This is a genomic window from Burkholderia ambifaria AMMD (assembly GCF_000203915.1).
In the GTDB taxonomy this organism is placed as follows: domain Bacteria; phylum Pseudomonadota; class Gammaproteobacteria; order Burkholderiales; family Burkholderiaceae; genus Burkholderia; species Burkholderia ambifaria.
Genome location: NC_008390.1, coordinates 2766951 through 2790872, shown reverse-complemented (window position 1 = coordinate 2790872; position 23922 = coordinate 2766951). Strand labels below are relative to the sequence as shown.

The 23922-nt window shown below is 68.1% G+C and carries 23 protein-coding genes and 1 tRNA gene; 13 read left to right on the top strand and 11 right to left on the bottom strand.

The features are described 5' to 3' along the window. Positions 1-153: 153 nt before the first annotated feature. Positions 154-1083, top strand: a complete 930-nt coding sequence (locus BAMB_RS12800; RefSeq protein WP_011657694.1) for a LysR family transcriptional regulator — start codon at positions 154-156, stop codon at positions 1081-1083. Positions 1084-1165: 82 nt separating this feature from the next. On the opposite strand, the gene BAMB_RS12795 is transcribed toward BAMB_RS12800, so the two are convergent. Beyond that, the gene (locus BAMB_RS12795) at positions 1166-2059 is read right to left on the bottom strand and encodes a LysR family transcriptional regulator (protein WP_011657693.1); all 894 of its coding nucleotides are present in this window, start codon (positions 2057-2059) and stop codon (positions 1166-1168) included. A 104-nt stretch (positions 2060-2163) separates the two neighbouring features. Here BAMB_RS12795 and BAMB_RS12790 point away from each other — a divergent pair, with 104 nt between their 5' ends. Beyond that, positions 2164-3054 (top strand): alpha/beta fold hydrolase, encoded by an 891-nt coding sequence (locus tag BAMB_RS12790; RefSeq protein WP_011657692.1) that lies wholly within the window; start codon positions 2164-2166, stop codon positions 3052-3054. 31 nt (positions 3055-3085) lie between these two features. On the opposite strand, the gene BAMB_RS12785 is transcribed toward BAMB_RS12790, so the two are convergent. Then, the gene (locus tag BAMB_RS12785; protein WP_011657691.1) at positions 3086-3985 is read right to left on the bottom strand and encodes an SDR family oxidoreductase; all 900 of its coding nucleotides are present in this window, start codon (positions 3983-3985) and stop codon (positions 3086-3088) included. A 74-nt stretch (positions 3986-4059) separates the two neighbouring features. Beyond that, positions 4060-4797 carry an SDR family oxidoreductase gene (locus BAMB_RS12780; RefSeq protein ID WP_011657690.1) on the bottom strand — a complete coding sequence of 246 codons (738 nt, stop codon included), beginning with the start codon at positions 4795-4797 and terminating at the stop codon, positions 4060-4062. A gap of 117 nt (positions 4798-4914) precedes the next feature. Here BAMB_RS12780 and BAMB_RS12775 point away from each other — a divergent pair, with 117 nt between their 5' ends. Then, positions 4915-5817, top strand: a complete 903-nt coding sequence (locus tag BAMB_RS12775) for a LysR family transcriptional regulator (RefSeq protein ID WP_006750030.1) — start codon at positions 4915-4917, stop codon at positions 5815-5817. Positions 5818-6143: 326 nt separating this feature from the next. Here BAMB_RS12775 and BAMB_RS12770 read toward each other — a convergent pair. The 3 genes from BAMB_RS12770 to BAMB_RS12760 form a co-directional block, all read right to left on the bottom strand. Further along, positions 6144-6228, bottom strand: a tRNA-Leu gene (locus BAMB_RS12770). A gap of 97 nt (positions 6229-6325) precedes the next feature. Continuing rightward, a complete protein-coding gene (locus tag BAMB_RS12765; RefSeq protein ID WP_011657689.1) occupies positions 6326-7483 on the bottom strand; it encodes an ABC transporter substrate-binding protein in 1158 nt (385 codons plus the stop codon). Positions 7484-7634: 151 nt separating this feature from the next. After that, positions 7635-8576 carry a CysB family HTH-type transcriptional regulator gene (locus BAMB_RS12760; RefSeq protein ID WP_006750027.1) on the bottom strand — a complete coding sequence of 314 codons (942 nt, stop codon included), beginning with the start codon at positions 8574-8576 and terminating at the stop codon, positions 7635-7637. 219 nt (positions 8577-8795) lie between these two features. On the opposite strand from BAMB_RS12760, the gene BAMB_RS12755 reads away from it, so the two are divergent. The 6 genes from BAMB_RS12755 (at position 8796) to cobA (ending at position 15006) form a co-directional block, all read left to right on the top strand. Beyond that, the gene (locus BAMB_RS12755) at positions 8796-10475 is read left to right on the top strand and encodes a nitrite/sulfite reductase (RefSeq protein ID WP_011657688.1); all 1680 of its coding nucleotides are present in this window, start codon (positions 8796-8798) and stop codon (positions 10473-10475) included. A gap of 25 nt (positions 10476-10500) precedes the next feature. Next, entirely contained in the window at positions 10501-11055 is a 555-nt protein-coding gene (locus BAMB_RS12750; protein WP_011657687.1) for a DUF934 domain-containing protein, read from the top strand. Beyond that, positions 11052-11801 carry a phosphoadenylyl-sulfate reductase gene (locus tag BAMB_RS12745; RefSeq protein ID WP_011657686.1) on the top strand — a complete coding sequence of 250 codons (750 nt, stop codon included), beginning with the start codon at positions 11052-11054 and terminating at the stop codon, positions 11799-11801. The genes BAMB_RS12750 and BAMB_RS12745 overlap by 4 nt, the downstream gene beginning before the upstream one ends. 75 nt (positions 11802-11876) lie before the next feature. Further along, the gene (gene cysD / locus BAMB_RS12740) at positions 11877-12839 is read left to right on the top strand and encodes a sulfate adenylyltransferase subunit CysD (RefSeq protein WP_011657685.1); all 963 of its coding nucleotides are present in this window, start codon (positions 11877-11879) and stop codon (positions 12837-12839) included. Between the two features lie 22 nt (positions 12840-12861). Continuing rightward, positions 12862-14178 carry a sulfate adenylyltransferase subunit 1 gene (locus tag BAMB_RS12735; RefSeq protein WP_011657684.1) on the top strand — a complete coding sequence of 439 codons (1317 nt, stop codon included), beginning with the start codon at positions 12862-12864 and terminating at the stop codon, positions 14176-14178. Positions 14179-14256: 78 nt separating this feature from the next. After that, complete coding sequence (gene cobA / locus BAMB_RS12730) at positions 14257-15006, top strand: uroporphyrinogen-III C-methyltransferase (protein ID WP_011657683.1); 750 nt, start codon at positions 14257-14259, stop codon at positions 15004-15006. A 104-nt stretch (positions 15007-15110) separates the two neighbouring features. On the opposite strand, the gene BAMB_RS12725 is transcribed toward cobA, so the two are convergent. Genes BAMB_RS12725 through lptF form a run of 3 tightly spaced genes read right to left on the bottom strand, consistent with a single transcriptional unit; the run spans position 15111 to position 17763 of the window. Next, complete coding sequence (locus BAMB_RS12725; RefSeq protein ID WP_011657682.1) at positions 15111-15494, bottom strand: sirohydrochlorin chelatase; 384 nt, start codon at positions 15492-15494, stop codon at positions 15111-15113. A gap of 25 nt (positions 15495-15519) precedes the next feature. Further along, entirely contained in the window at positions 15520-16668 is a 1149-nt protein-coding gene (gene lptG, locus BAMB_RS12720; RefSeq protein ID WP_011657681.1) for an LPS export ABC transporter permease LptG, read from the bottom strand. Positions 16669-16671: 3 nt separating this feature from the next. Continuing rightward, positions 16672-17763 carry an LPS export ABC transporter permease LptF gene (gene lptF, locus BAMB_RS12715; RefSeq protein ID WP_011657680.1) on the bottom strand — a complete coding sequence of 364 codons (1092 nt, stop codon included), beginning with the start codon at positions 17761-17763 and terminating at the stop codon, positions 16672-16674. A 122-nt stretch (positions 17764-17885) separates the two neighbouring features. Between lptF and BAMB_RS12710 the strand changes: the two genes are divergently transcribed. Genes BAMB_RS12710 through BAMB_RS12700 form a run of 3 tightly spaced genes read left to right on the top strand, consistent with a single transcriptional unit; the run spans position 17886 to position 20566 of the window. Continuing rightward, positions 17886-19397 carry a leucyl aminopeptidase gene (locus BAMB_RS12710; RefSeq protein ID WP_011657679.1) on the top strand — a complete coding sequence of 504 codons (1512 nt, stop codon included), beginning with the start codon at positions 17886-17888 and terminating at the stop codon, positions 19395-19397. A 34-nt stretch (positions 19398-19431) separates the two neighbouring features. After that, positions 19432-19848, top strand: a complete 417-nt coding sequence (locus tag BAMB_RS12705; protein ID WP_011657678.1) for a DNA polymerase III subunit chi — start codon at positions 19432-19434, stop codon at positions 19846-19848. A gap of 25 nt (positions 19849-19873) precedes the next feature. Continuing rightward, complete coding sequence (locus BAMB_RS12700; protein ID WP_011657677.1) at positions 19874-20566, top strand: DUF2486 family protein; 693 nt, start codon at positions 19874-19876, stop codon at positions 20564-20566. Between the two features lie 110 nt (positions 20567-20676). Here BAMB_RS12700 and BAMB_RS12695 read toward each other — a convergent pair whose 3' ends face one another. Both BAMB_RS12695 and ilvD read right to left on the bottom strand, forming a co-directional pair. Continuing rightward, positions 20677-21006: a c-type cytochrome gene (locus BAMB_RS12695; protein ID WP_011657676.1), complete on the bottom strand. Its 330-nt coding sequence runs from the start codon at positions 21004-21006 to the stop codon at positions 20677-20679. Positions 21007-21131: 125 nt separating this feature from the next. Next, positions 21132-22805: a dihydroxy-acid dehydratase gene (gene ilvD, locus BAMB_RS12690; protein WP_011657675.1), complete on the bottom strand. Its 1674-nt coding sequence runs from the start codon at positions 22803-22805 to the stop codon at positions 21132-21134. Positions 22806-22939: 134 nt separating this feature from the next. On the opposite strand from ilvD, the gene BAMB_RS12685 reads away from it, so the two are divergent. After that, positions 22940-23857, top strand: a complete 918-nt coding sequence (locus BAMB_RS12685) for a LysR family transcriptional regulator (protein WP_011657674.1) — start codon at positions 22940-22942, stop codon at positions 23855-23857. The last annotated feature ends 65 nt before the right edge of the window (positions 23858-23922 follow it).

Sequence of the window (23922 nt, the reverse complement as noted above, 5' to 3'; positions counted from 1 at the left end):
CGTGCGCGCGGCCGCCCGCAATGGACCGTTTGCATGGACAATGGACGGGCGCGCGGCCACCAAGCCGCGCGCCCTCTTTTCCTGTGCCCTCGAACTCGGCCGCGCCATGCGGCGGGTGCCGGCGACGGTCGTCCGAACCTACGTTTTGCTCCGATGGACAAGCTGGACCAGGTCAGAATCTTCCTTCAGGTTGCCGAGATGGGCAGCTTCATCAAGGCCGCGCATGCGCTCGACGTGCCGCGCGCGACCGTATCGGCCGCTGTCCAGCAACTCGAGACGGCGCTCGGCACGCGCCTGTTGCACCGCACGACGCGACAGGTTCAGCTGACCGCCGACGGCGCGCTGCTGCTCGAGCGCGGTCGGCGCCTGCTCGCGGAAGCCGACGAACTCGACCGGCTGTTCCGGCGTCGCGATCGCGACGTGGTCGGGCGGCTGAACGTCGATGCGCCGAGCCGGATCGCGCGCCGCGTGATCGCGCCGGCACTGCCGTCGCTGTTTCGCCGCCACCCGAAGCTACAGCTGTCGCTCGGCTCGACGGACCGCACGATCGATCTCGTGCAGGAGGGTGTCGACTGCGCGATCCGGGTCGGACGGCTCGCGGACAGCAGCCTCGTCGTGCGGCCGCTCGGGCAGTTCGTGCTGATCAACTGCGCGAGCCCCGACTACCTGCGCGAATGCGGCGTGCCCGAGCATCCGGATGCGCTCGCGCACGGACACTGGGCGATCGGCTATGCGTCGCCGACGACCGGGCGCGAACTCGGCTGGGAATACTGCGCGGACGGCGGGCAGCACACGCTGACGCTGCCGAGCCGCGTGATCGTCAACAACGCCGAAACCTATATCGCGAGCTGCATCGCCGGGATGGGGCTGATCCAGATTCCGCGCTTCGACGTCGCGCACCTGCTCGACAGCGGCGCGCTGGTCGAGGTGATGCCCGGCCATCGCGCCGCGCCGATGGACGTATCGGCCGTGTATCCGCATCGCCGGCACCGGTCGCGGCGGCTCAATGCGTTCATCGAGTGGTTCGGGGAGTTGATGGCGAATGCGCTGAACGACACGGGCGCGGCCGCGCGCGGCGCCTGAAAAGGGCGCCGCGTTTGCCTGCGCCGACCGAAATCGGCAGGGGCGAGCTTGTCGACGGGTGTCGCGGTCGCAGCGTGCATGTTCAGCCGGACCGCACGGCGAACTGCCGGCTGCGCCCGGTGGCCCGCACCGCGTCGATCAGCGCGGCTGCCGCACCGTCGGGCTTCGACGCGAACGCATGAAAGCGCGCGGCCGGCAGCGTCGGCAGGCCGTCGTCGGGCCCGCATGCGCGCAGCCCGTCGCGCAACTGGCTGCGCGCGAGCGCCGTGACCGCGAAGCCGGCGAGCGCGGCCGATACGCACCCGGCCATGCTGCCGCTTTCGAACAGCACGCGAAACGGCCGCAGCGCGGCGGCGAGCGCGGACACCGCGGCTTCCCGGTACACGCACGGCTCCGGAAACAGCGCGAGCGGCACGTCGCCCTCGGCATCGAGCGCCGTATCCGACGCGAACGCCCACACGAGCGGCTCTTCCCATAGCAGTTCGCCCGGTGCGTCGACCTGCCGGCATTGCTTGCCGAACACGACGTCGAGCCGGCCCAGCGCTTGCTCGCGCAGCAGCGACGCGGTGATCCCGACCTTCAGTTCGATCGACGTGCGCGGATGGTTGTCGCGGAACGTGCGCAACACCTGCGGCAGCCACGTGCCCGCGAAGTCCTCCGACGCGCCGACGCGCAGCCGGCCATGCGCGGGCGCGCCGCGCAGCCGGGCACGCACTTCGCGCTCCATGTCGACGATGTTGCGCGCGTACGCGTACAGCGTGTCGCCGGCCGGCGTGAGCGCGACGCGGCGCGTGGTGCGCGCGAGCAGCACCGTGCCGGCTGCCTGCTCGAGCCGCTTGATGTGGCCGCTGACCGCGGACGGCGTCAGCGCGAGGCGCTCAGCGGCCGGCGCGAAGCCGCGGCTGTCGACGACTTCGAGGAAGGTGCGCAACAGCGCGATGTCGAGCGCGGTCGATGCGCGATCGGTTGGTTCCATGGGTCGATTCAACGCGATATTCGAAGAATGGATCATGATACGCCGCGAATCGTGATGAGAGGCGGGTCTACCATCGACCTTCAGACGACTCACCGGAGTGCACGATGACTGCTTATCGATTCGCGACGACCGCGTCGCTCGAACTCGCCTATCTCGAATGGAATCCGCGCGGCGAACGCGTGGCCGTGTTGCTGCACGGCTGGCCGGACAGCCCGGTCGGCTGGGAGACGGTCGCGCAGGCGCTGGCTGTCCGCGGCTACCGCGTGCTCGCGCCCGCGCTGCGCGGCTTCGCGCCGACCCGTTTTCGCGATACGACGGCGCCGCGCAGCGGCCAGCTCGCGGCGCTCGGGCGCGACGTGCTGGAATTCGTCGACGTGCTCGGCCTCGAGCGGCCCGTGCTGGTCGGACACGACTGGGGCGCCCGCGCGGTCGCGAACGCATGCGGGCTGCGCGACGGCGTCGCGTCGCACCTGGTGATGCTGTCGGTCGGCTACGGCACCAACGATCCCGCGCAGCCGCTGTCGCTGCTGCAGGCGCGCAATTACTGGTATCACTGGTTCATGGCGACGCCGCGCGGCGAGCAGGCGTTGCGCGACGACCGGCGCGCGTTCGCGCGCCTGATGTGGGATACGTGGTCGCCGCCGGGCTGGTACCGCGATGCGGAATTCGACGCAGCTGCCACCGCGTTCGACGGGCCCGACTGGATCGACGTCGTGCTGCATTCGTACCGGCAGCGGTGGGGCTTCGCGCCCGGCACGCCGGCCTATGCGGAGGACGACGCGCGGCTGAACCCGGCGCCGCGGCTGTCGGTGCCGACGCTGGTGCTGCATGGCGGCGCGGATGCCTGCAATCACCCGGACAGCTCGGCCGGGCGCGAGCGGTTCTTCACGGGACGCTACGCGCGACAGGTGCTGGACGGCGTGGGGCACTTTCCACAGCGGGAGGCGCCGGCCGCGGTCGCGGAGGCAATCCTCGGATTCTGCGAGCGAGACTGATGCGCGCCGGCCGGCCCGGCGCGCGGCGCGATCAGTTGCCGACGCGGGGCGCGAGCAGGTCGGCGAGTCCGATGTTGCGGAACATCTCGCGGCGAATGCGATCGCCAATACGGAACACTTCCTCCGCGCCGTCCTGCGACGGATCGACGAATACGCGGTACGGGCGCTTGCCTGACGGCGCGGCGACGATGTCGACGATCGCCGTCGCGACGGTGGCGGCATCGGCGTCCGCGGGCTCGAGTGCGGTGAGGCCTTGCAACGCCTGCTCGGCGACCCTCGCGTAGGGGCCGTCGTCGTACGCGGCCTGCACCGCCGCATCGGCCGGCTTGCCCGCGTGGGCGAAGTGATTCGTGCCGTGGGTGAACGCGCCCGGTACGACGATCGATGTTTCGATGCCCCAGCGCGCGAGCTCGGCCGCATAGGACACCGCGAGCGAATCCATCGCGGCCTTCGCGGCGAAGTAGGGTGCGAGGAACGGCGGCGTGCCGCCGCGCGCCGACGAGGACGACACCCACACGAGCAGGCCGCGGCCCCGGCTGCGCAGGTGCGGCAGCACGGCCCGGTTCACGCGCTGCGTGGACACGACGTTGATGTCGTAGAGCCGCGCCAGCTGATCGGGCGTGAACGCTTCCGCCGGGCCGAACACCATGTGGCCGGCATTGTGGACGACGATGTCGAGGCGGCCGTTGTCCGCGATCACGCGCTCGATCGCGGCGGCGACGGATGCGTCGTCGCCGACGTCGAGTTCGACGGTGCGCAGGTCGACGCCGTGCTCGCGTGCGTAGTCGGCGATGGCGGCGACGCGCGGCGCATTGCGCCCGGCGCTCTCGCGCATCGACGCATAGACCGTATGGCCGGCGCGGGCGAGCGCCTGGGCCGTCAGCAGGCCGAAGCCGCTGGACGCGCCGGTGACGAGAATGACTTCCTTCATGATCGATCTCCTGCAAGCGGGTGGGGCGGCCCCGGCGGGCGGCCCTAGTCTGGTGTGCGCGGTTCCTGCGTCGGTCAGCACATGCCGCCGTTGGCGCGCAGGATCTGGCCGTTGACCCACGCGCCGTCGGGGCCGGCGAGGAACGCGACGACGCCGGCGATGTCCGCGGGCTGGCCCAGCCGCTCGAGCGGGTTCATCTTCGCCAGGCGATCGACCTGCTCGGGGCTCTTGCCCTCCAGGAACAGCTCGGTCGCGACCGGCCCCGGCGCGACGGCGTTCACGCTGATGCCGCGGCCGCGCATTTCCTGCGCGAGGACCTGCGTCAGTCCCTCGACGGCTGCCTTGGTCGCAACGTACACGCCGTAGGTGGGCAGACGCACGCCCACCATCGTCGACGACAGGTTGACGATGCGGCCGCCGTGGCGCACGCGCTTTGCCGCCTCGCGGCTGACGTTGAAGGTGCCTTTGAGGTTGATCGCGACGGTCTGGTCGAACGTGGTGTCGTCGTAGTCGGCGATCGCGCCGAGCTTCATCACACCCGCGCTGTTGACGACCACATCGATGTGTCCGAATGCCTGCTCGGCCGCATCGAACAGCGCGGCCACCGCCGCCGGGTCGGCGATGTCCGCCTGTACCGCGATGGCCTCGCCGCCGTTCGCGGCGATCGCGTCGACCACTTCGCGCGCCGGGCCGGCGCCGCCCGCGTAGTTCACGACGACCCGGAAGCCGTCCCGGGCGAGGCGGCGGGCGATTTCCGCGCCGATGCCGCGCGACGAGCCCGTGACGAGGGCGACCTGTTTCGATGCGTTCATGTCCTGCTCCTTGGTTCGTGAGTGCCGTGCGATCCGGCGACAGGACTAATGTAGGCTTCCTCGGTCAATAAAAATAATGAATAATGATCAGATCAAGAATGACTAAAAGTATGTCTCATGGCATTCGACAGCAGGCTCCTCAGCGGTATCGGTGTGCTCTCGGCGGTGATCGAGGCCGGTACCTTCGCGCGCGCGGGCGAGGCGATGGGGTTGACGCAGCCGGCGGTGAGCCGCGCGGTCGCGCGGCTGGAAGAGCGCGTCGGCATCCGGATCTTCAACCGGACGGCGCGCGCGATCACGTTGACCGACGAGGGGCGGCGCTTCTACGAGGCGGTCGCGCCGCTGCTGGCCGGCATCGAGGAGGCGGCGGTTGACGCCGGCCGTTCCCGGGCGCGTGTCAGGGGACGGCTGCGGGTCAACGTGGACGGCACCTTCGGCCACTACGTGCTGGCGCCGAGGATGGCCGAATTCCTCGACCGCTTCCCCGAGCTGTCCGTCGAGATCAGCGTGCGCGACCGGATGGGCGACCTCGTCGCCGACGGGTTCGACGTGGCGGTGCGTTTCGGCATTCCGGAGCCGTCGTCATACCGTGCGCGGCTGCTGCTGGAGACGCACGTGCTGACCTGCGCGTCGGCGGCCTATGTCGCGCGTCACGGCGAGCCGCGGCACCCGCGGGATCTCGCGGACGGGCACCGCTGCGTGCTGATTCGCGATCCGGTGACGGGCCGTCCGTACGGATGGGAATTCCATCGCGGCGACGAGGTGGTGCCGTTCGACGCCACCGGGCGGCTGACGGTCAACGATACGGGGGCGCTGTTGGGCGCATGCGTCGGCGGTGAGGGCGTCGCGCAGCTGCTGGAGCTCTATGCGAGGGACATCCTTGCGGAAGGGCGGCTGGTGCAACTGCTGCCGGAATGGGCGGACGAGACATTCCCGCTCTACGCGTATCACCATGCGTCGAATCTCGTTTCCGCAAAGGTGCGCGTGTTTCTCGATTTCGTGCGGGAGCTGACGGGCTGAACGTGTACCGCGCAAGGCGGCCGGTCATTCGGTGCGATGAGGGATGTTGTCGGGGAAGGGATAAGGCGCATGCGGCCCCGGTCAGTTGGGCACGGGCGGCGCGGTCAGCACGGCGCATCTGCCCAGCGCGAGGGCGAGCACCACCGCGAGCGCGCCGCGGCAGAGCGCGGATGACATCGTGCGCATCGACATGGCCTGCCTCCGTGCCGCGCGTTCATCACGATGCTTGGACCTCGGAAACGGCGGCACACGGCCGAAAAACAAAAAACCCGCGAAGCAGCGAGCTTGCGCGGGTTTCGAGTGCAGCGCATGACGCTGCGAAATGCTGGTGCCCAGGGCCGGAATCGAACCGGCACGCCTTGCGGCGGGGGATTTTGAGTCCCCTGCGTCTACCAATTTCACCACCTGGGCTTTTTGATCCTGGCCGCGCTGCAGTTGCGCGCGGCGAACTGCGGATTATGGCGGAAAACGGGGCGGGGGGCAAGCCGCGCGGCGCCCCGTTCGCGCGTTACTGGCTGAGATAGACGAACCGGCCCTGCTTGACGATTCCCATCACGCTCGCGCGCTGATCGAGCCCGACGTGATCCTTGTCGCTGGTATTGACGACGCCGTTCGGCACGACGAGCTCGTTCGCGCGTTCGAGTTCGCGTCGCAGCGCCGCGCGGAAGGCCGGCGTGCCCGGCTGCGCGGTCTTCAGCGCGCGGCCGACCGCGTCCGCCAGGCGCGGGTACACGCCGGCCGCGTCGCCCGCGAACTGCGTGACGGTGCCGGCGCCGTATTTCGCTTCATAGGCGTCGACGAACGCGAGCGCCGCCTTGCGCGCCGGATGGTCGGCGGGCAACGTGCGTGCGACGACGACCGGCTGCGTCGGGAACAGCGTCCCGTCGACGTCCTTGCCGCCGAGCTTGATGAACTCGGGCGTCGCGATCCCGTGCGTCTGATAGATCGCGCCCTTGTAGCCGCGCTCGATCAACGTGCGTTGCGGCAGCACGGCCGGCGTGCCCGAGCCGGCGACCAGGATCGCGTCGGGCTTCGCCGCGATCAGCTTCAGCGCCTGGCCGGTCACGCTCGCGTCGGTGCGGTTGAAGCGCTCGGTCGCGATCACGCGAATCTTGCGCACTTGCGCGAAGCGCGTGAATTCGTTCAGCCAGCTGTCGCCGTAGCTGTCCGCGAAGCCGATGAAGCCGACCGTCTTCACGCCGTGATTGGCCATGTAGCGCGTCATTACGTCAGCCATCGCGCTGTCGCTCTGCGCCATCTTGAACGCCCAGGTCCGCGCGCCTTCCTGCGGCTCGACGATCGCGCCGGAGCCGACCAGCGTGATCATCGGCGTCTGGGCGGCCGCCACCGCGTCGAGCGCCGCGAGCGCGGCCGGCGTGATGTTCGGCCCGACCACGACGTCGACGTGATCCTCGTCGACCAGCTTGCGGATGTTGCGCACGGCGGTGCCCGGGTCCGACGCGTCGTCGAGCACCGTCACCTGCACCGGCTGCCCGGCGATCGTCTTCGGCCACATCAGGATCGCGTTCTTGCTGGTGATGCCGATCGCGGCGGCCGGCCCGGTGGACGACAGGTCGACGCCGACCTTCAGGTCGGCATGCGCGGCCGTGCACGCGAGCACGAAGGCGGCGCCGGCGGCGCGGCGCAACAGGGCGGGAAGCGTCATGCGGGAATCTCCGTCGGGCAACGAAAAGGGGCGCGATATGCGCCCCTGTGGTTATACACGTACACGCCGCTTCGAGAAAACGCCGGCCGCCCCAAGGTGTTCTTGATCCCGCGAGGCATCTGGCGCGAAGCGACCGACCTTAGGGCGCTGGTCAAAGCTCGTACGATTCGGCTTCGCCCTTGAGCGCCTGCTCGATCAGCTTGCGGTTCAGCGTCGGCGACAGCAGCTCGACGAGCGTATACACATAGCTGCGCAGATAGGCGCCCTGCTTGAGCGCGACGCGCGTCACGTTGCTGCCGAACAGGTGGCCGACCGGAATCAGCCGGAGGTTGCGGTCGCGCTCCGGGTTGAACGCGATGTCGGCCATGATCCCGACGCCGAGGCCGAGTTCGACATAGGTCTTGATCACGTCGGCGTCGATTGCCTCGAGCACGATGTCCGGCGACAGCCCGCGCAGCGCGAACGCATGGTTGATCTTCTTGCGGCCCGCGAACGCATCGTCGTACGTGATCAGCGGGTATTGCGCGAGATCGTCCAGCGTGACGGGCTTGCGTTCGAGCAGCGGGTGGTCGGCCGGCACCACGGCCGCGTGATGCCACTGGAAGCAGGGCAGCGACACGAGTTCCTTATAGTCGGCGATCGCCTCGGTCGCGATCGCGAGATCGGCCTGGTCGTGGATCACCATCTCGGCGACCTGCGTCGGGCTGCCCTGCAGGATCGACAGGTGCACCTTCGGGAAGCGCTTCTTGAACTCGGCGATCGCGGCCGGCAGCGAGTAGCGCGCCTGCGTGTGGGTGGCGGCGATCGTCAGGTTGCCCTGATCCTGCGCCGCATAATCTTTTCCGACCCTTTTAAGGCTTTCCACTTCCTGCAGGATCCGCTCGACCGACGCGAGGATGATCCTGCCGGGCTCGGTGAGCGAGCGCACGCGCTTGCCGTGCCGCGTGAAGATTTCGACCCCGAGCTCGTCCTCGAGCTCGATGATCGCCTTCGAAACCCCCGGCTGCGACGTGTAGAGCGCCTTGGCGGCCTCGGTGAGGTTGAAATTCTGCCGGACGGCCTCGCGCACGAAGCGAAATTGGTGCAGGTTCATTTATAACCCTTCCGCATATCAACAGAATTTTTTAGTCGTTTGAAATATAAGGCGAGTTTATTACGATTCACCGGAGTTTTTCAAATATGGATATCTGTTTTCGTCATTAGCAATCCAGCCGGGCAGCGGAAGGCCGCCGGCGGTGGCGACGGAACGGAGATCCGGGCGCGACGTGGCTAGGACGTCGCGCGGTCACCACGAAAACCCTGGGGTCCCCGAATGTATCAGTACGACCAGTACGACCAGACGATCGTCGACGAACGCGTCGCACAGTACCGCGATCAGGTGCGCCGCCGCCTGTCGGGCGAGCTGAGCGAAGACGAGTTCCGTCCGCTGCGCCTGCAGAACGGCCTGTACATGCAGCGCCACGCGTACATGCACCGCATCGCGATTCCGTACGGCAACCTGCGCAGCGACCAGCTCCGCATGCTGGCGCGCATCGCCCGCGAACACGACCGCGGCTACGGCCACTTCTCGACCCGCTCGAACATCCAGTTCAACTGGGTCGAGCTGGAACAAACGCCGGAGATTCTCGCGAAGCTCGCATCGGTGCAGATGCACGCGATCCAGACGTCGGGCAACTGCATCCGCAACATCACGGCCGACCAGTTCGCCGGCGTCGCGCAGGACGAGGAGATCGATCCGCGTCCGTGGGCCGAGATCCTGCGCCAGTGGTCGACGTTCCATCCCGAATTCGCATGGCTGCCGCGCAAGTTCAAGATCGCGGTGTCCGGCTCGAAGGACGACCGCGCGGCCGTGCAGATCCACGACCTCGGCGTGTACCTGAAGAAGAACGCGCAGGGCGAAGTGGTCGCGAGCATCCTCGCGGGCGGCGGCCTCGGCCGCACGCCGATCGTTGGTGCGGTGATCAAGGAAGACCTGCCGTGGCAGCACCTGCTCACCTACTGCGAAGCCGTGCTGCGCGTATACAACCGCTACGGCCGCCGCGACAACCTGTACAAGGCGCGGATCAAGATCCTCGTGAAGGCGCTGTCGCCCGCGAAGTTCGCGCAGCAGGTCGAGGAAGAGTGGCAGCACCTGAAGGACGGCCCGTCGACGCTCACGCAGGCCGAGCTCGACCGCGTGTCGCAGTCCTTCTTGCCGCCCGTCTACGAGAAGCTCGCCGACACCGACGCATCGTTCGAACAGCACCTGCTCGAGAACAAGGCGTTCGCACGCTGGGTCGAGCGTAACGTCGCGCCGCACAAGGTGCCGGGCTATGCCGCCGTCACGCTGTCGCTGAAGGACCACCGCGTGGCCCCGGGCGACGCGACCGATGCGCAGATGGACCTGGTGGCCGACTGGGCCGACGCGTACTCGTTCGGCGAACTGCGCGTGTCGCACGAGCAGAACCTGATTCTCGCGAACGTGAAGAAGCGCGACCTGTTCGCGCTGTGGGAAAAGGCGAAGGCGGCCGGTTTCGCGACGCCGAACGTCGGCCTGCTGACCGACATCATCGCGTGCCCGGGCGGCGACTTCTGCTCGCTCGCGAACGCGAAGTCGATCCCGATCGCGCTGGCGATCCAGCAGCGTTTCGACGATCTGGACTACGTGTACGACCTCGGCGACCTGTCGCTGAATATTTCCGGTTGCATGAACTCGTGCGGTCATCATCACGTGGGCAACATCGGCATCCTCGGCGTCGACAAGGACGGTGCCGAGTGGTACCAGGTGTCGCTCGGCGGCGAGCAGGGTACGGGCCGCAACGGCGCGCGCCTCGGCCGCGTGATCGGGCCGTCGTTCTCGGCGGAAGAAGTGCCGGGCGTGATCGCGAAGCTGATCGACACGTTCGTCGAGGCGCGCATCGACGGCGAGCGCTTCATCGACACGTACGACCGCATCGGCATCGCGCCGTTCAAGGAGCGCGTGTATGCGGCGCGCCAGGCAGTGAACGCGTAACCAACCGGCTAGAAGGAATTTGCAGATGGCTTCGATTATCAAGAACCGCGCAGTGATCGACGACGCATGGCAGGTCGTGCGCGCGGCGGAAGACGGTGCGCTGCCCGCGGTCGACGCGTTGCCGGCCGGCAAGGTGCTGGTGCCGTTCACCCTGTGGCAGGCCGAGCGCGCGGCGCTCCTCGCCGCGAAGACGAAGGACGAACTCGGCGTGTGGCTCGCGCCCGACAGCGAGCCGGCCGAGCTCGTGGCCGACTTCGGCGCGATCTCGCTGATCGCCGTCGAATTCCCGCGCTTCGCGGACGGCCGCGGCTACAGCATCGGCCGCCTGCTGCGCGAGCGCCACGGCTGGACCGGCGAGCTGCGCGCGATCGGTGACGTGCTGCGCGATCAGCTGCTGTACATGTCGCGTTGCGGCTTCGACGCGTTCGCGGTGCGTGCCGACAAGGACATCCACGACGCGCTGAACGCGTTCGGCGAATTCACGCAGCGTTACCAGGGCGCGTTCGACGAGCCGGCGCCGCTGTTCCGCCGCCGCGCCGCCGCCGACGTAGCGACGCCCGACGCGAAGGTGAGCGCATGAGCACCGCGACCGCCGCCGCACTGACGCCGGAACTCGCCGCGAAGGTCGAGCGCCTCGATGCGCTGCTCGCGCAGATCGGCGCCCGGCACGAGAAGGTGAAGTTCGCGAGCAGCCTTGCCGCGGAAGACATGCTGCTCACGCACGCGATCCTGTCGAAGGGCGCGTCGATCGGCATTTTCTCGCTGAACACCGGCCGGCTGCACGCGGAAACGCTGGGCATGATCGACCGCGTGCGCGAGCGCTACGGCTACGAGATCGAGCAGTTTCACCCGCAGCAGGACGCGGTCGACCAGTACGTCGCCGAGCACGGCCTGAACGCGTTCTACGAAAGCGTCGAGCTGCGCAAGTCGTGCTGCCACATCCGCAAGGTCGAGCCGCTGAACCGTGCGCTGGCCGACGTCGGCGCGTGGGTCACGGGCCAGCGTCGCGAGCAGTCGGTCACGCGTGCGGAGCTGCACGAGGAAGAACAGGACGAAGGGCGCGGGATCGCGAAGTACAACCCGCTCGCCGACTGGACGGAAGCCGACGTGTGGGCGTACCTGAAGGCGTTCGACGTGCCGGTCAACCCGCTGCATGCGCGCGGCTACCCGAGCATCGGCTGCGAGCCGTGTACCCGCGCGATCCGTCCCGGCGAGGACAGCCGGGCGGGCCGCTGGTGGTGGGAGTCGCGCGACACGAAGGAATGCGGGCTGCACATCACGATCACGCCGATTCCCGCGAACGCCGAAGCCGGCGCCGCGCACTGACAGCCGACCAGAAACCGAATATTGCGCCGCCTGCGACAGCGGGCGGCACGAACCCAGAAGAGAAGGACTGAAATCATGAGCACGACGCTCGAGCAATCCGCCTTTGCCCCGCCCACCGGTGCCGACAACCGCATGGGCCACCTCGACTGGCTCGAAGCCGAGTCGATCCACATCCTGCGCGAGCTGGTCGCCGAGTGCAGCAAGCCGGCGCTGTTGTTCTCGGGCGGCAAGGATTCGGTCGTCGTGCTGCACCTCGCGCTGAAGGCCTTCGGCCTCGGCGCGAACCGCAAGACGACGCTGCCGTTCCCGCTCGTGCACATCGACACGGGCCATAACTACGAGGAAGTGATCGACTTCCGCGACCGCCGTGCGCAGGAGCTCGGCGCCGAGCTGGTGGTCGGCCACGTCGAGGATTCGATCAAGCGCGGCACGGTCGTGCTGCGCCGCGAAACCGATTCGCGCAACGCCGCGCAGGCCGTCACGCTGCTCGAGACGATCGAGCAGCACGGCTACACCGCGCTGATCGGCGGCGCGCGCCGCGACGAAGAGAAGGCGCGTGCGAAGGAGCGGATCTTCTCGTTCCGCGACGAATTCGGCCAGTGGGATCCGAAGGCGCAGCGCCCGGAACTGTGGAGCCTGTACAACGCCCGCCTGCACAAGGGCGAGCACCTGCGTGTGTTCCCGATCTCCAACTGGACCGAACTCGACGTGTGGCAGTACATCGCACGCGAGAACCTCGAACTGCCGTCGATCTACTACGCGCACGAGCGCGAGATCGTGCGCCGCAACGGGCTGCTCGTGCCCGTCACGCCGCTCACGCCGATGCGTGAAGGCGAGACGAGCGAGATCGCGCAGGTGCGCTTCCGCACGGTCGGCGACATCAGCTGCACGTGCCCGGTGGCGAGCGATGCGGACGACGTCGAGAAGATCATCGCCGAGACGGCCGTGACCGAGATCACCGAACGCGGCGCGACCCGGATGGACGACCAGGCCTCCGAAGCCGCGATGGAACAGCGCAAGAAGCAAGGTTATTTCTGAAGCACACGAGGACATTCACATCATGAGCATCATCGAGAACACCGAAGACCTCGGCGTGCTGCGCTTCATCACCGCAGGCAGCGTCGACGACGGCAAGAGCACGCTGATCGGCCGCCTGCTGTACGACAGCAAGGCCGTGCTGTCCGACCAGCTGTCCGCGCTGTCGCGCGCGAAGAACAAGCGCACCGTCGGCGACGAGCTCGACCTCGCGCTGCTGACGGACGGGCTCGAGGCCGAGCGCGAGCAGGGCATCACGATCGACGTCGCGTACCGCTATTTCGCGACTGCGAAGCGCAAGTTCATCATCGCCGACACGCCGGGCCACGAGCAGTACACGCGCAACATGGTGACGGGCGCATCGACCGCGCATGCGGCGATCATCCTGGTCGACGCGACGCGCGTGACGCTCGAGAACGGCGTCGCGCAACTGCTGCCGCAAACGAAGCGCCACAGCGCGATCGTGAAGCTGCTCGCGCTGCAGCACGTGATCGTCGCGATCAACAAGATGGACCTCGTCGACTACAGCGAAGCGCGCTTCAACGAGATCCGCGACGCGTACATCACGCTCGCGAAGCAGCTCGGCCTGACCGACGTGCGCTTCGTGCCGGTGTCGGCGCTGAAGGGCGACAACATCGTCGGTGCGAGCGAACGCATGCCGTGGTACGCGGGCGAGCCGCTGCTCGACGTGCTCGAGTCGCTGCCGGTCGAGACGCAGGCGCATGACGCGCTGCGCTTCCCGGTGCAGTGGGTCGCACGCCAGGACGGCAGCTCGGCCGACGATTTCCGCGGCTACATGGGCCGGATCGAATCGGGTGAGGTGAAGGTCGGCGACGAAATCGTCGTGCTGCCGTCGAACCGCACCGCGACGGTCGCCGAGATTGTCGCGCCGGTGCCGGGCGGCACCGCGTCCGTCGCGCACGCATTCGCGGGCCAGACGGTGACGATTCGCCTCGAGCAGGATGTCGACGTATCGCGCGGCGACATGTTCGTCACGACCGCCGAGCCGGTCGAGCCGGCGAAGAAGCTCGAGGCCGACCTGTGCTGGTTCGACGAGACGCCGCTGTCGCCGCAGCGCAAGTATCTGCTGAAGCAGACCACGAGCACGGTGTTCGCGAAGATCGGCGCGGTCAAGGAAGTGCTCGACGTGCATACGCTGTCGCAAGCGACCGACCGCCAGGAACTGAAGATGAACGACATCGGCCGCGTTGCGCTGACGCTGCAGAAGCCGATCGTCTGCGACACGTACGATGCACATCCGGGCACGGGCGCATTCGTGCTGATCGACGAGGCGACGCACCACACGGTGGCCGCCGGCATGATCCGGGCGTTCTCGGCGTAACCGGCGTTGCGCGCCGCCCTCGTGGCGGCGCGGGCCGGCCGCCGTCCGCACGGGCAGAACCGAAGCGAAGCGACAAACATGGGCAAGGTGTATCTGATCGGAGCAGGGCCGGGCGCGGCGGACCTCATCACGGTGCGCGGCGCGCGGCTGCTCGAGCAAGCCGACGTCGTGCTGCACGACGCGCTCGTCGAGCAGGCGATGCTCGACTACGCGCCGAACGCGCGCAAGATCGCGGTCGGCAAGCGCTGCGGGCAGCGTTCGACCGCGCAGCACTTCATCAACAAGCAGATCGTCGACGCGGCGCGCGAGCATGCATGCGTCGTGCGGCTGAAGGGCGGCGACCCGATGCTGTTCGGTCGCGCCGAAGAGGAAATGCGTGCGCTCGAGGCGGCCGGCATCGACTTCGAGGTCGTGCCGGGCATCACCGCGGCGCTGGCCGGCGCGGCGACGCTTAAGCGCTCGCTGACGTTGCGCGGCGTGTCGCGCAGCGTCGCGTTCGCGACGCACAGCCGCGCACCCGGCAGCGACGAGATTCGCGAGGCGGCGCGCGCCGATTCGATCGTCTACTACATGGGCCGCGACAGCGCGCCGGGAATCGCGCAGGAGCTGATCGACGCGGGCCGTGCGCCCGCGACGCCGGTGGCGATCGTCGAGGCGTGCAGCACCGCGCGCGAACGCACGCTGACGCTGACGCTCGCGCAGATGGCGGCGGGCGACGCGCAGGCGTGGCTCGATCCGGCGGAGCCGAGCCTCTTGATGATCGGCGATGCATTCGCCGAACGCGTGCGACCCGCGAAAGCGGGCGATGCGTTGCGCAATGCGGCTTGAGTCGACGTAGCGGTTCCCGAGCGGCAGCCGCTCGGCTTCGCGGTGGGTGATTCGAATGAGCGCTGGCGGAAGCCGGCGCTTTTTTGTTGGTGCCGCTGATCCGGCTACGCGTTGCGGCCGAGCTGGTCGATGCAGTAGCGTGCGATGGCATCGAGCACGCCGTCGTCTTCGCCGACCGCCGTCGCGCAACGGATCTCGACATTCGGATGGGCGGCCCGGCAGGCGTCGACGAGCTGCGGCAGGTCGCGACGGACATGGCCCCCTTGGCCGAAGAACACGGGCACCACGGTGATGCGCGTGCAGCCGGCCGCGACCTGCGCGGCGACGGCCGTGTCGAGCGAAGGCGTCATCAGTTCGAGGAACGCGAGCGACACGTGCGGCGCGGGTGCGCCGCTGCCGCGCAGCCGCGCGGCCAGCCGCTCGAACGGCTCGGCCCAGCGCGGATCGCGTGCGCCGTGGCCGAACAGGACGATGCCGTGCGAACTCATGTCGAAGCCTCCGTCGTGACGGCGCTCAGTGCCGGTCGACCCACTTGAGCGCGAACAGGCCGAGCGCGAGATAGATGAGGCCCGGCGTCGCCGCGGTGAGCGGCGCGGGCCACGTGTTCAGCGTGCCGATGTGCGAGAACAGCGTGTTGAGCAGCTGGAAGCTCATGCCGAGCATGATGCCGCCGAACACCTTCACGCCGACCACGCCGGCGCGCGTATGCAGGTACGCGAACGGCAGCGACAGCACGAGCATCACGAACACCGCGAACGGGTAGAGCAGCTTGCGCCACAGCGCGATGTCGTAGCGCTGCGTGTCCTGCTGATTCTCGCGCAAGTGCTGGATGTAGCGGAACAGGTTGATGAGCGACATCCGCTCCGGCGACACGAGCAACACCGACAGGATCTGCGGGGTCAGGTCCGAGCGCAGCCGGTATTCCGGCAGCGTGACCTGCTGCGACCGGTACACGGGGTTCAGCGCGTCGGCCGGTGCGCCGCTGATCGGCTTGATCGGCGTCAGTTCGGTTTCCGTCACGCCGGTGAGCAGCCAGTGGCCGGGCGGCTCGTAGCGGCCCGTCTGCGCGATCCGCACGTTCTGCAGCTGGAATTTCGAGTCGAACTCGTAGATGCGCACGTTGCTGATCGTCGAATCGGGCGACAGGTTGCCGACGTTGACGAAGCGCGTGACCTGCTCGCCGTTCTCGCGGGCCGCGAGCGTGTCCTTCACCCACACGCCCGACTGGAAGTTCGACGACACCGACGCGCCGAGCGCCTGCAGCCGCACGCGTTCGGACAGCTGGTCGGCGTACGGGCCGACGAATTCGCCGATCAGGTAGGTGATGATCACGAGCGGAATGCCGATCTTCAGCAGCGAGCGCAGCGCCTGGTTGGTCGCAAGGCCCGACACGCGGAAGATCGTGAATTCCGAGTTCGCTGCCATTTGCGCGAACACGTAGATCGCGCTGATCAACGCGGCGACCGGGATGATCTCGTAGAAGCGCGACGGCGTTTGCAGCGCGACGCGCAGCACCGCGTAGCCGAACTTGTAGTTGCCGTGCCCGACCGAGTTCAGTTCGCTGATCAGGTCGAAGAAGAAGAACAGGCCCGAGAACGCGAACAGGATGAAGATGAACGTGACGTAGATCTGCCGCGCGAAGTATTTTTCATAGAGCCGCATCGATCATGCTCCCGAGCGGCCGAACAGCGCGCGTGTCAACAGCGGACGGTTGCGCACGCGCAACCAGAAGATGAGCGCGACGATCGCCGCGACAACCACATGCAGGCCGACCAGGCCGACGCCGAACGACATCTTGCCCTGCTCGATCTGCGCCTGCACGACGTTCAGCAGGTTCGAGTACGTGAGGTAGATCAGCACGGCCATCACGAGGTTGATCGTGCGGCTGCGGCGCGGGTTCTGGTACGACAGCGGGATGCCGAGCACCATCAGGTTGATCGCGATCAGCGGCAAGCCCGCGCGCCACGCGAATTCCGCGAGGTTGTCGCGCGTCGGGTTGCGCAGCAGGTCCGGCGTGGGCGTGCTGTTGGTGGTCGGCACGTTGGTGACCGGGGTGCTCGTGATCTTCACGCCGTAGCGCTGGAACTCCATGATCTTGAAGTTCGGCTGGCCGGGCGTGCCGTCGTAGCGGCGGCCATCTTCCAGCACGACGAAACGATCGCCGTCCTTCGTTTCTGTGTGGCCCGTGTGCGATACGACGATATTGACCTTGCCGTTCTCGGTCGACGTGACGAACACGTTCTGCACCTTGCTCTGGTCAGGCGACATCTTCTCGATGAAGAACACGCGATGGTTCGACGCCGATTCGCGGAACTGGCCGGGCGCGAGCAGCGAGATCTCGTCGCGCTGCTGGAAGCGCGCCTTGATCATCTTGCTCTGCTGGTTCGACCACGGCCAGCCGACGAACGCGAAGAACGCGATCAGCAGGATGAGCGGCGTGGCGAACACGCCGATCGGCTTGATCAGGCGCGTGAGGCTGACGCCGGACGCGAGCCAGACGACCATTTCGGAGTCCCGGTACCACCGGGTCAGCACGAACAGGATCGACACGAACAGCGTGACGACGAGCATCACGGCGAGATAGCCGATCACGGTCAGGCCGATCAGCACGAGCACGTCCCGCGGATCGATTTCGCCGGACGCGGCATAGCCGACGATGCGGATCATCATCGTCGTGAGCATGATCGTGAGCAGCACCATGAACACGGCGCCAGCCGTATACGCAAGCTCGCGCTGGAGGGAGCGTTCGAAGATCATTCTTGATGAGAAGAGGGCGGGAGGCTGCGCACGCGTGGTGGAGCGCTCGCGCCGCCACGGGAAAAATAGCGGATAATTGCGGCTTTCATCCTTAGCCCAGATTTTATCCGAGGACAAGCGCGATGGACTTTAGCATAAAAGGCTGTGATTGGAGCAAAGGCGAGGCCAAGGGGTTCCTGACGGGGAAGTCCGATTGCATCGTGCTGGGCATCTTCGAGGCGCAAACCCTTTCGGGCGCGGCGCTCGACATCGACACGGCCACCAAGGGGCTGATCTCGCGCGTGGTGAAGGCCGGCGACATGGACGGCAAGCGCGGCAAGACGCTGTTCCTGCATGAAGTATCGGGCATCGGTGCGTCGCGCGTGCTGCTCGTCGGCCTCGGCAAGCAGGACGCTTTCAATCAGAAAGCCTACACCGACGCGGTGACGGCCGCATGGCGCGCGCTGCTGTCGACCAAGATCGTCCAGGTCACGTTCACGCTCGCGCAGCTGCCGGTCGACGAGCGCAGCTCCGACTGGGGCGTGCGCGCGGCGATTCTCGCGCTGCGCAACGAGACCTACCGCTTCACGCAGATGAAGAGCAAGCCGGAACCGGCGTCGCACACGCTCAAGCGCGTCGTGTTCAGCGTCGATCCGGTCGATGAAAAGGCGGCGAAGCTGGCGGTCAAGCAGGCCGTCGCGCTGGCGAACGGGATGGATCTCACGCGCGACCTGGGCAACCTGCCGGGCAACGTGTGCACGCCCACCTATCTCGGCAACACCGCGAAGAAGATCGCGAAGGATTGGGGTCTGAAGGCCGAGGTGCTCGGCCTGAAGCAGATCCAGGCGCTCAACATGGGGTCGTTCCTGTCGGTCGCGCGCGCGTCGGTCGAGCCGCCGCAGTTCATCGTGCTGCACTACCAGGGCGCCGCCGCGAAGGCCGCGCCGGTCGTGCTGGTCGGCAAGGGCATCACGTTCGACACGGGCGGCATCTCGCTGAAGCCGGGCGAGGCCATGGACGAGATGAAGTACGACATGTGCGGCGCCGGTTCGGTGCTCGGCACGATGCGTGCGGTCGCCGAAATGGGCCTGAAGATCAACGTCGTCGCGATCGTGCCGACCTGCGAGAACATGCCGGGCGGCAACGCGACGAAGCCGGGCGACATCGTCACCAGCATGAAGGGGCTGACGATCGAGGTGCTGAACACCGACGCCGAGGGCCGCCTGATCCTGTGCGACGCGCTGACCTATGCAGAACGCTTCAAGCCGGCCGCGGTGATCGACGTGGCGACGCTGACAGGCGCGTGCGTGATCGCGCTCGGCACCCACAACAGCGGCCTGTTCTCGAAGGACGACGCGCTGGCGGGCGAACTGCTCGACGCATCGCGCGAAGCGAACGATCCGGCGTGGCGCATGCCGCTCGACGACGAGTACCAGGATCAGCTGAAGTCGAACTTCGCGGACATCGCGAACATCGGCGGGCGTCCGGCCGGTGCCGTGACGGCCGCGTGCTTCCTGTCGCGCTTCACCGACAGCTATCCGTGGGCGCATCTGGACATCGCCGGCACCGCCTGGAAGGGCGGCGCGGCGAAGGGCGCGACCGGCCGTCCGGTGCCGCTGCTCGCGCAGTTCCTGATCGACCGCGCCGGCCAGTGATGGCAGGTCTCACGACGATGCGGGTGCGCGGGCAATGACGCGAATCGATTTCCATTCGAACGTCGGCGATTCGCTCGCGTACGCATGCCGGCTGCTGCGCAAGGCCTATCAGGCCGGGCAGCCGGTCGTCGTGGTCGCGGAACCCGCGCGCCTGCGCGCGCTCGACGAGCGGCTCTGGACGTTCTCGCCGCTCGATTTCATTCCGCATTGCGGCGTCGACAGCGCGCACGCGGCCGGCACGCCGATCGTGCTGGCCGCCGATCTCGACCAGGCGCCGCATTATCATGTGCTGCTGAACCTCGGCGCGGCCGTGCCCGCGCAGTTCGCCCGCTTCGAGCGCTTGCTCGAGGTGGTCGGCAACGCGCCGGACGAGCTGGCCGCGGGCCGCGACCGCTATCGCTTCTACCGCGATCGCGGCTACGCGCTGAACAACTACAAGCAGGGCAGTTAGCCGCAACCGTCGACGGAGCCTTCCCGTGACACAAGCCGAATCCTCTTCGATCCCGACGCTGACCGACGTGCTGGTGCCGGGCAAGCCGGTGCCGGCGCGTTCTTCCGCGGCCGATATGCCGCCGCGCGACGATGCCGCCGTGCCGGAACACACAGGAACCGACCCCGAATTCGTGGTGGTCGAGCCGGTGCCGACGCCGCACGTCCCGACCGTCGAACTGCCGGGCGACAGCGACGCGCCGGCGCTACCGGGTGCCGCCGGGCGTGTGGTGGCCGAGGAAGCGGCCGGGATGCAGGCGCCGCTGCGCTCCGCGCTGGCCGCCGACGACGCGCAGCAGCCCGGCTTTGCCGCGGTGCCGGCGCAGGCCGGCGAAGCGATGCTGCCGCACGGGGTCGCGCCGGGTGCCGACGAGCTGGCTACCGATCATCTCGCCGCCGCGGTGGTGCAGCCGGACACGCATCCGGCCGCCGCGTTGACGCCGGAGGACGCGCAGCATATCGCCGAGCGTCTGCGCAATCGGCTGACGAATTATCTGACCGGGGAAGGCCGCGAGGCCATCGAGGCCCGCTGCCGCGACGCGCTGCACGACCATACGGCGTGGCTGGTCGGCCAGATCACGCGCGAGGTGGCGCTGGCGCTCGAAACGGAAGTGATGGAGTGGGTCCGCGACGCGGTCGACGAAGAGATCGCTCGCCGCGGGACCGGTCGTTCAGGCTGAGTGCACGATCGTTTCGTGCAGGGGAACGCGAGTGTGGTTCCGTTCCTTGTCGATGGCGATCTACGGGCCGGTCGTGTCGAAGAGAGCCGGGCGGTGCCCGTTCATCCGGCTCAATGCAGCGACATCACCCACTGCGCGAGCGTGTGCGCCTCGGCGCTCGTCAGCTGCGTATTGGCGGGCATCGGCACGCTGCCCCATACCCCGATACTGCCCTTTACGATCGATTGCGCGAGGTAATCGACCGCGTCGGCGCGCGTCGCGTACTTGCCCGCGATGTCGTGGAACGGCGGGCCCATCAGCGGCTTGCTGACTGCATGGCAGGCCACGCAGTTCTTGCGCTGCGCGAGCGCGAGCCCGTCGCCGGCCAGGTCGGCGTGCGCGGCCGCCGCGCTGCCGGTCAGCAGCGCCGCGAGCAGCGCGCGCGATATCGTTTGTTTCATGCGGTTCTCCGCCGGCGGGGACGGCCGGCTTCACGGTCCGCGCATTATAAAAGCAAAGGGGAAACGCGTTTTGCGCGTTTCCTGGGCGGCCGCGTGAAGTGGGGTCGCATGACTCGCGCGCCGCATCAACCGGTGACGGCGCCCTGGTTCGCCGGGCGGGCGAGGGCCGCATACTTGGCCAGCACGCCGCGCGTGTAGCGCGGCGCCGGCTGCTTCCACGCGGCGCGGCGGCGCGCGAGCTCCGCGTCGTCGACGTTCAGTTGCAGCACCCGCCGGTGCGCATCGATCGTGATCGAATCGCCTTCCTGCACGAGCGCGATCGTGCCGCCGACGAACGCCTCCGGCGCGACGTGGCCGACCACCATCCCCCAGGTGCCGCCCGAGAAGCGGCCGTCCGTGATGAAGCCGACCGATTCGCCGAGCCCCTTGCCGATGATCGCCGACGTCGGCGCGAGCATTTCCGGCATGCCGGGGCCGCCCTGTGGGCCGAGATAGCGCAGCACCAGCACGTCGCCCGCGCGGATCCGGTCGGCGAGGATCGCGTCCATCGCGCTTTGCTCGTCGTCGAACACGCGGGCCGGGCCCGTGATCACCGGGTTCTTCAGGCCGGTGATCTTCGCGACCGCGCCGTGTTCCGCGAGGTTGCCCTTCAGGATCGCGAGATGCCCTTCCTTGTACAGCGCGCGATCGATCGGGAAGATCACCTTCTGGTCCGCGCGCGGCACGCCCGGCACGTCCTTCAATTCCTCGGCGATCGTGCGGCCGGTGATCGTCATGCAGTCGCCGTGCAGCAGCCCCGCATCGAGCAGGATGCGCAGCACCTGCGGGATGCCGCCCGCCTGGTGAAGATCGGTCGCGACGTACTGACCCGACGGCTTCAGGTCGCAGAGCACCGGCACGCGCTTGCGGATGCGCTCGAAGTCGTCGATCGTCCAGTCGATCTCGGCCGCGTGCGCGATCGCGAGATAGTGCAGCACCGCGTTGGTCGAGCCGCCGGTGGCCATGATCAGCGACACCGCGTTCTCGATCGATGCCTTCGTGATGATGTCGCGCGGCTTAAGGTCGCGCTTCACGGCCTCGACCAGCACACGCGCCGATTCGGCGGCCGAATCGACCTTCTCCTGATCGGGGTTCGCCATCGTCGACGAGTACAGCAGCGACATGCCGAGCGCCTCGAACGACGAGCTCATCGTGTTCGCCGTGTACATCCCGCCGCACGACCCCGAGGTCGGGCACGCGTTCTTCTCGACCCCTTCGAAATCCTCCTGCGACATCCGGCCCGCGGTGAATTCGCCGACCGCCTCGAACGACGACACGATCGTCAGGTCGCGGCCCTTCCAGTGGCCGGGGCGGATCGTGCCGCCGTACACGTAGATACCCGGCACGTTCAGGCGCGCGAGCGCGATCATCCCGCCCGGCATGTTCTTGTCGCAGCCGCCGACCACCACCACGCCGTCCATCCACTGGCCCTGTACGCAGGTCTCGATGCAATCGGCGATCACTTCACGCGACACGAGCGAGTACTTCATCCCCTCGGTGCCCATCGACATGCCGTCCGAGATCGTCGGCGTGCCGAAGATCTGCGGGTTCGCGTCGGCCGCCTTGACCGCCGCGACGGCCGCGTCCGACAGCCGCTGCAGGCCCGAGTTGCACGGCGTGATCGTCGAGTGGCCGTTCGCGATGCCGATCATCGGCTTGTCGAAATCGTCCTTCTGGTAGCCGAGGGCGTAATACATCGAGCGGTTCGGCGAACGGGCCACGCCTTGCGTGATGTGCTTCGAGCGACGGTTGTACGGCATGGGGGACTCCATCGTTGTATGGTGGCGCGCGCGAACGGCGCGCCGGTTCGGATCGATCAAGAATGGAGTGTCCGGTTTGGGATGTCCAATATATTATTTGTCGCTTATTAAGTCGTTTTGCGAATGAGTGAAGCATGGCTGAGCCCACGCCCGACCTGCGCCAGTGGCGCTATTTCGTGACCGTTGCCGACGAGCGCCACTTCGGCCGCGCGGCCGAGCGCCTGTCGATGACGCAGCCGCCGCTGTCGCAGGCGATCCGGGCGCTCGAGGAGGCGCTCGGCGTCGCGCTGTTCGTGCGTACCAAGCGCTCGGTCGCGCTGACGGCGGTCGGCGCGGCGCTGCTGCCCGACGTGCGCCGGCTGCTCGCGTCGGCCGACGCGCTGCCGCCGCTTGCGCGGCGCCTCGCGCGCGGCGAAGCCGGTTCGCTGTCGCTCGCGTTCGTGTCGACCGCCGATTACGGGCTGCTGCCGTCGCTGCTGCGCGCGTTCGGCGCGCGCTATCCGCAGGTGCGGCTGCAGCTCGCGGAGGCGACGAGCGACGTGCAGATCGACGAACTCGTCGCGGGACGCATCGACGCGGGGCTCGTGATTCCGCCGGTGCCGCCGCGCCACGCGGCCGGGCTGTCGTACCTGCCGGTCGTGCGCGAGCCGCTGGTGGTCGCGATGCCGGCGGCCGCGGCGCCCGATGGGCCAGAGGACGAGCCCGTGCATCTGGCCGACCTGGCCGCGCTGCCGCTCGTGATCTTCCCGCGTCGTTTGGCGCCCGGCTTTTATGACATCATTACGGGCTGCTACGGCGCGGCGGGGGAAACCCCGCACATCGGCCAGGAGGCGATCCAGATGCAGACGATCGTCAGCCTCGTGTCGGCCGGCATGGGCGTCGCACTGGTGCCGCAATCGCTGCGTAACCTCCGGCGCACCGGCGTGGTCTACCGGCCGCTCGCCGGCGACGCGCCGGTCGTCGAGACGGGCCTCGTGTGGCGCACGGGCGATGTCAGTCCCGTGCTTGCCGGCTTCATCGACGTCGTGCGCGCGCACGGTCTCGCCACGTGATGCGAACGATGGCGTGCCGGCGCCGTCCAATGCGCGGAGCGGCGCCGGTGCGAGCGCCGTACCGC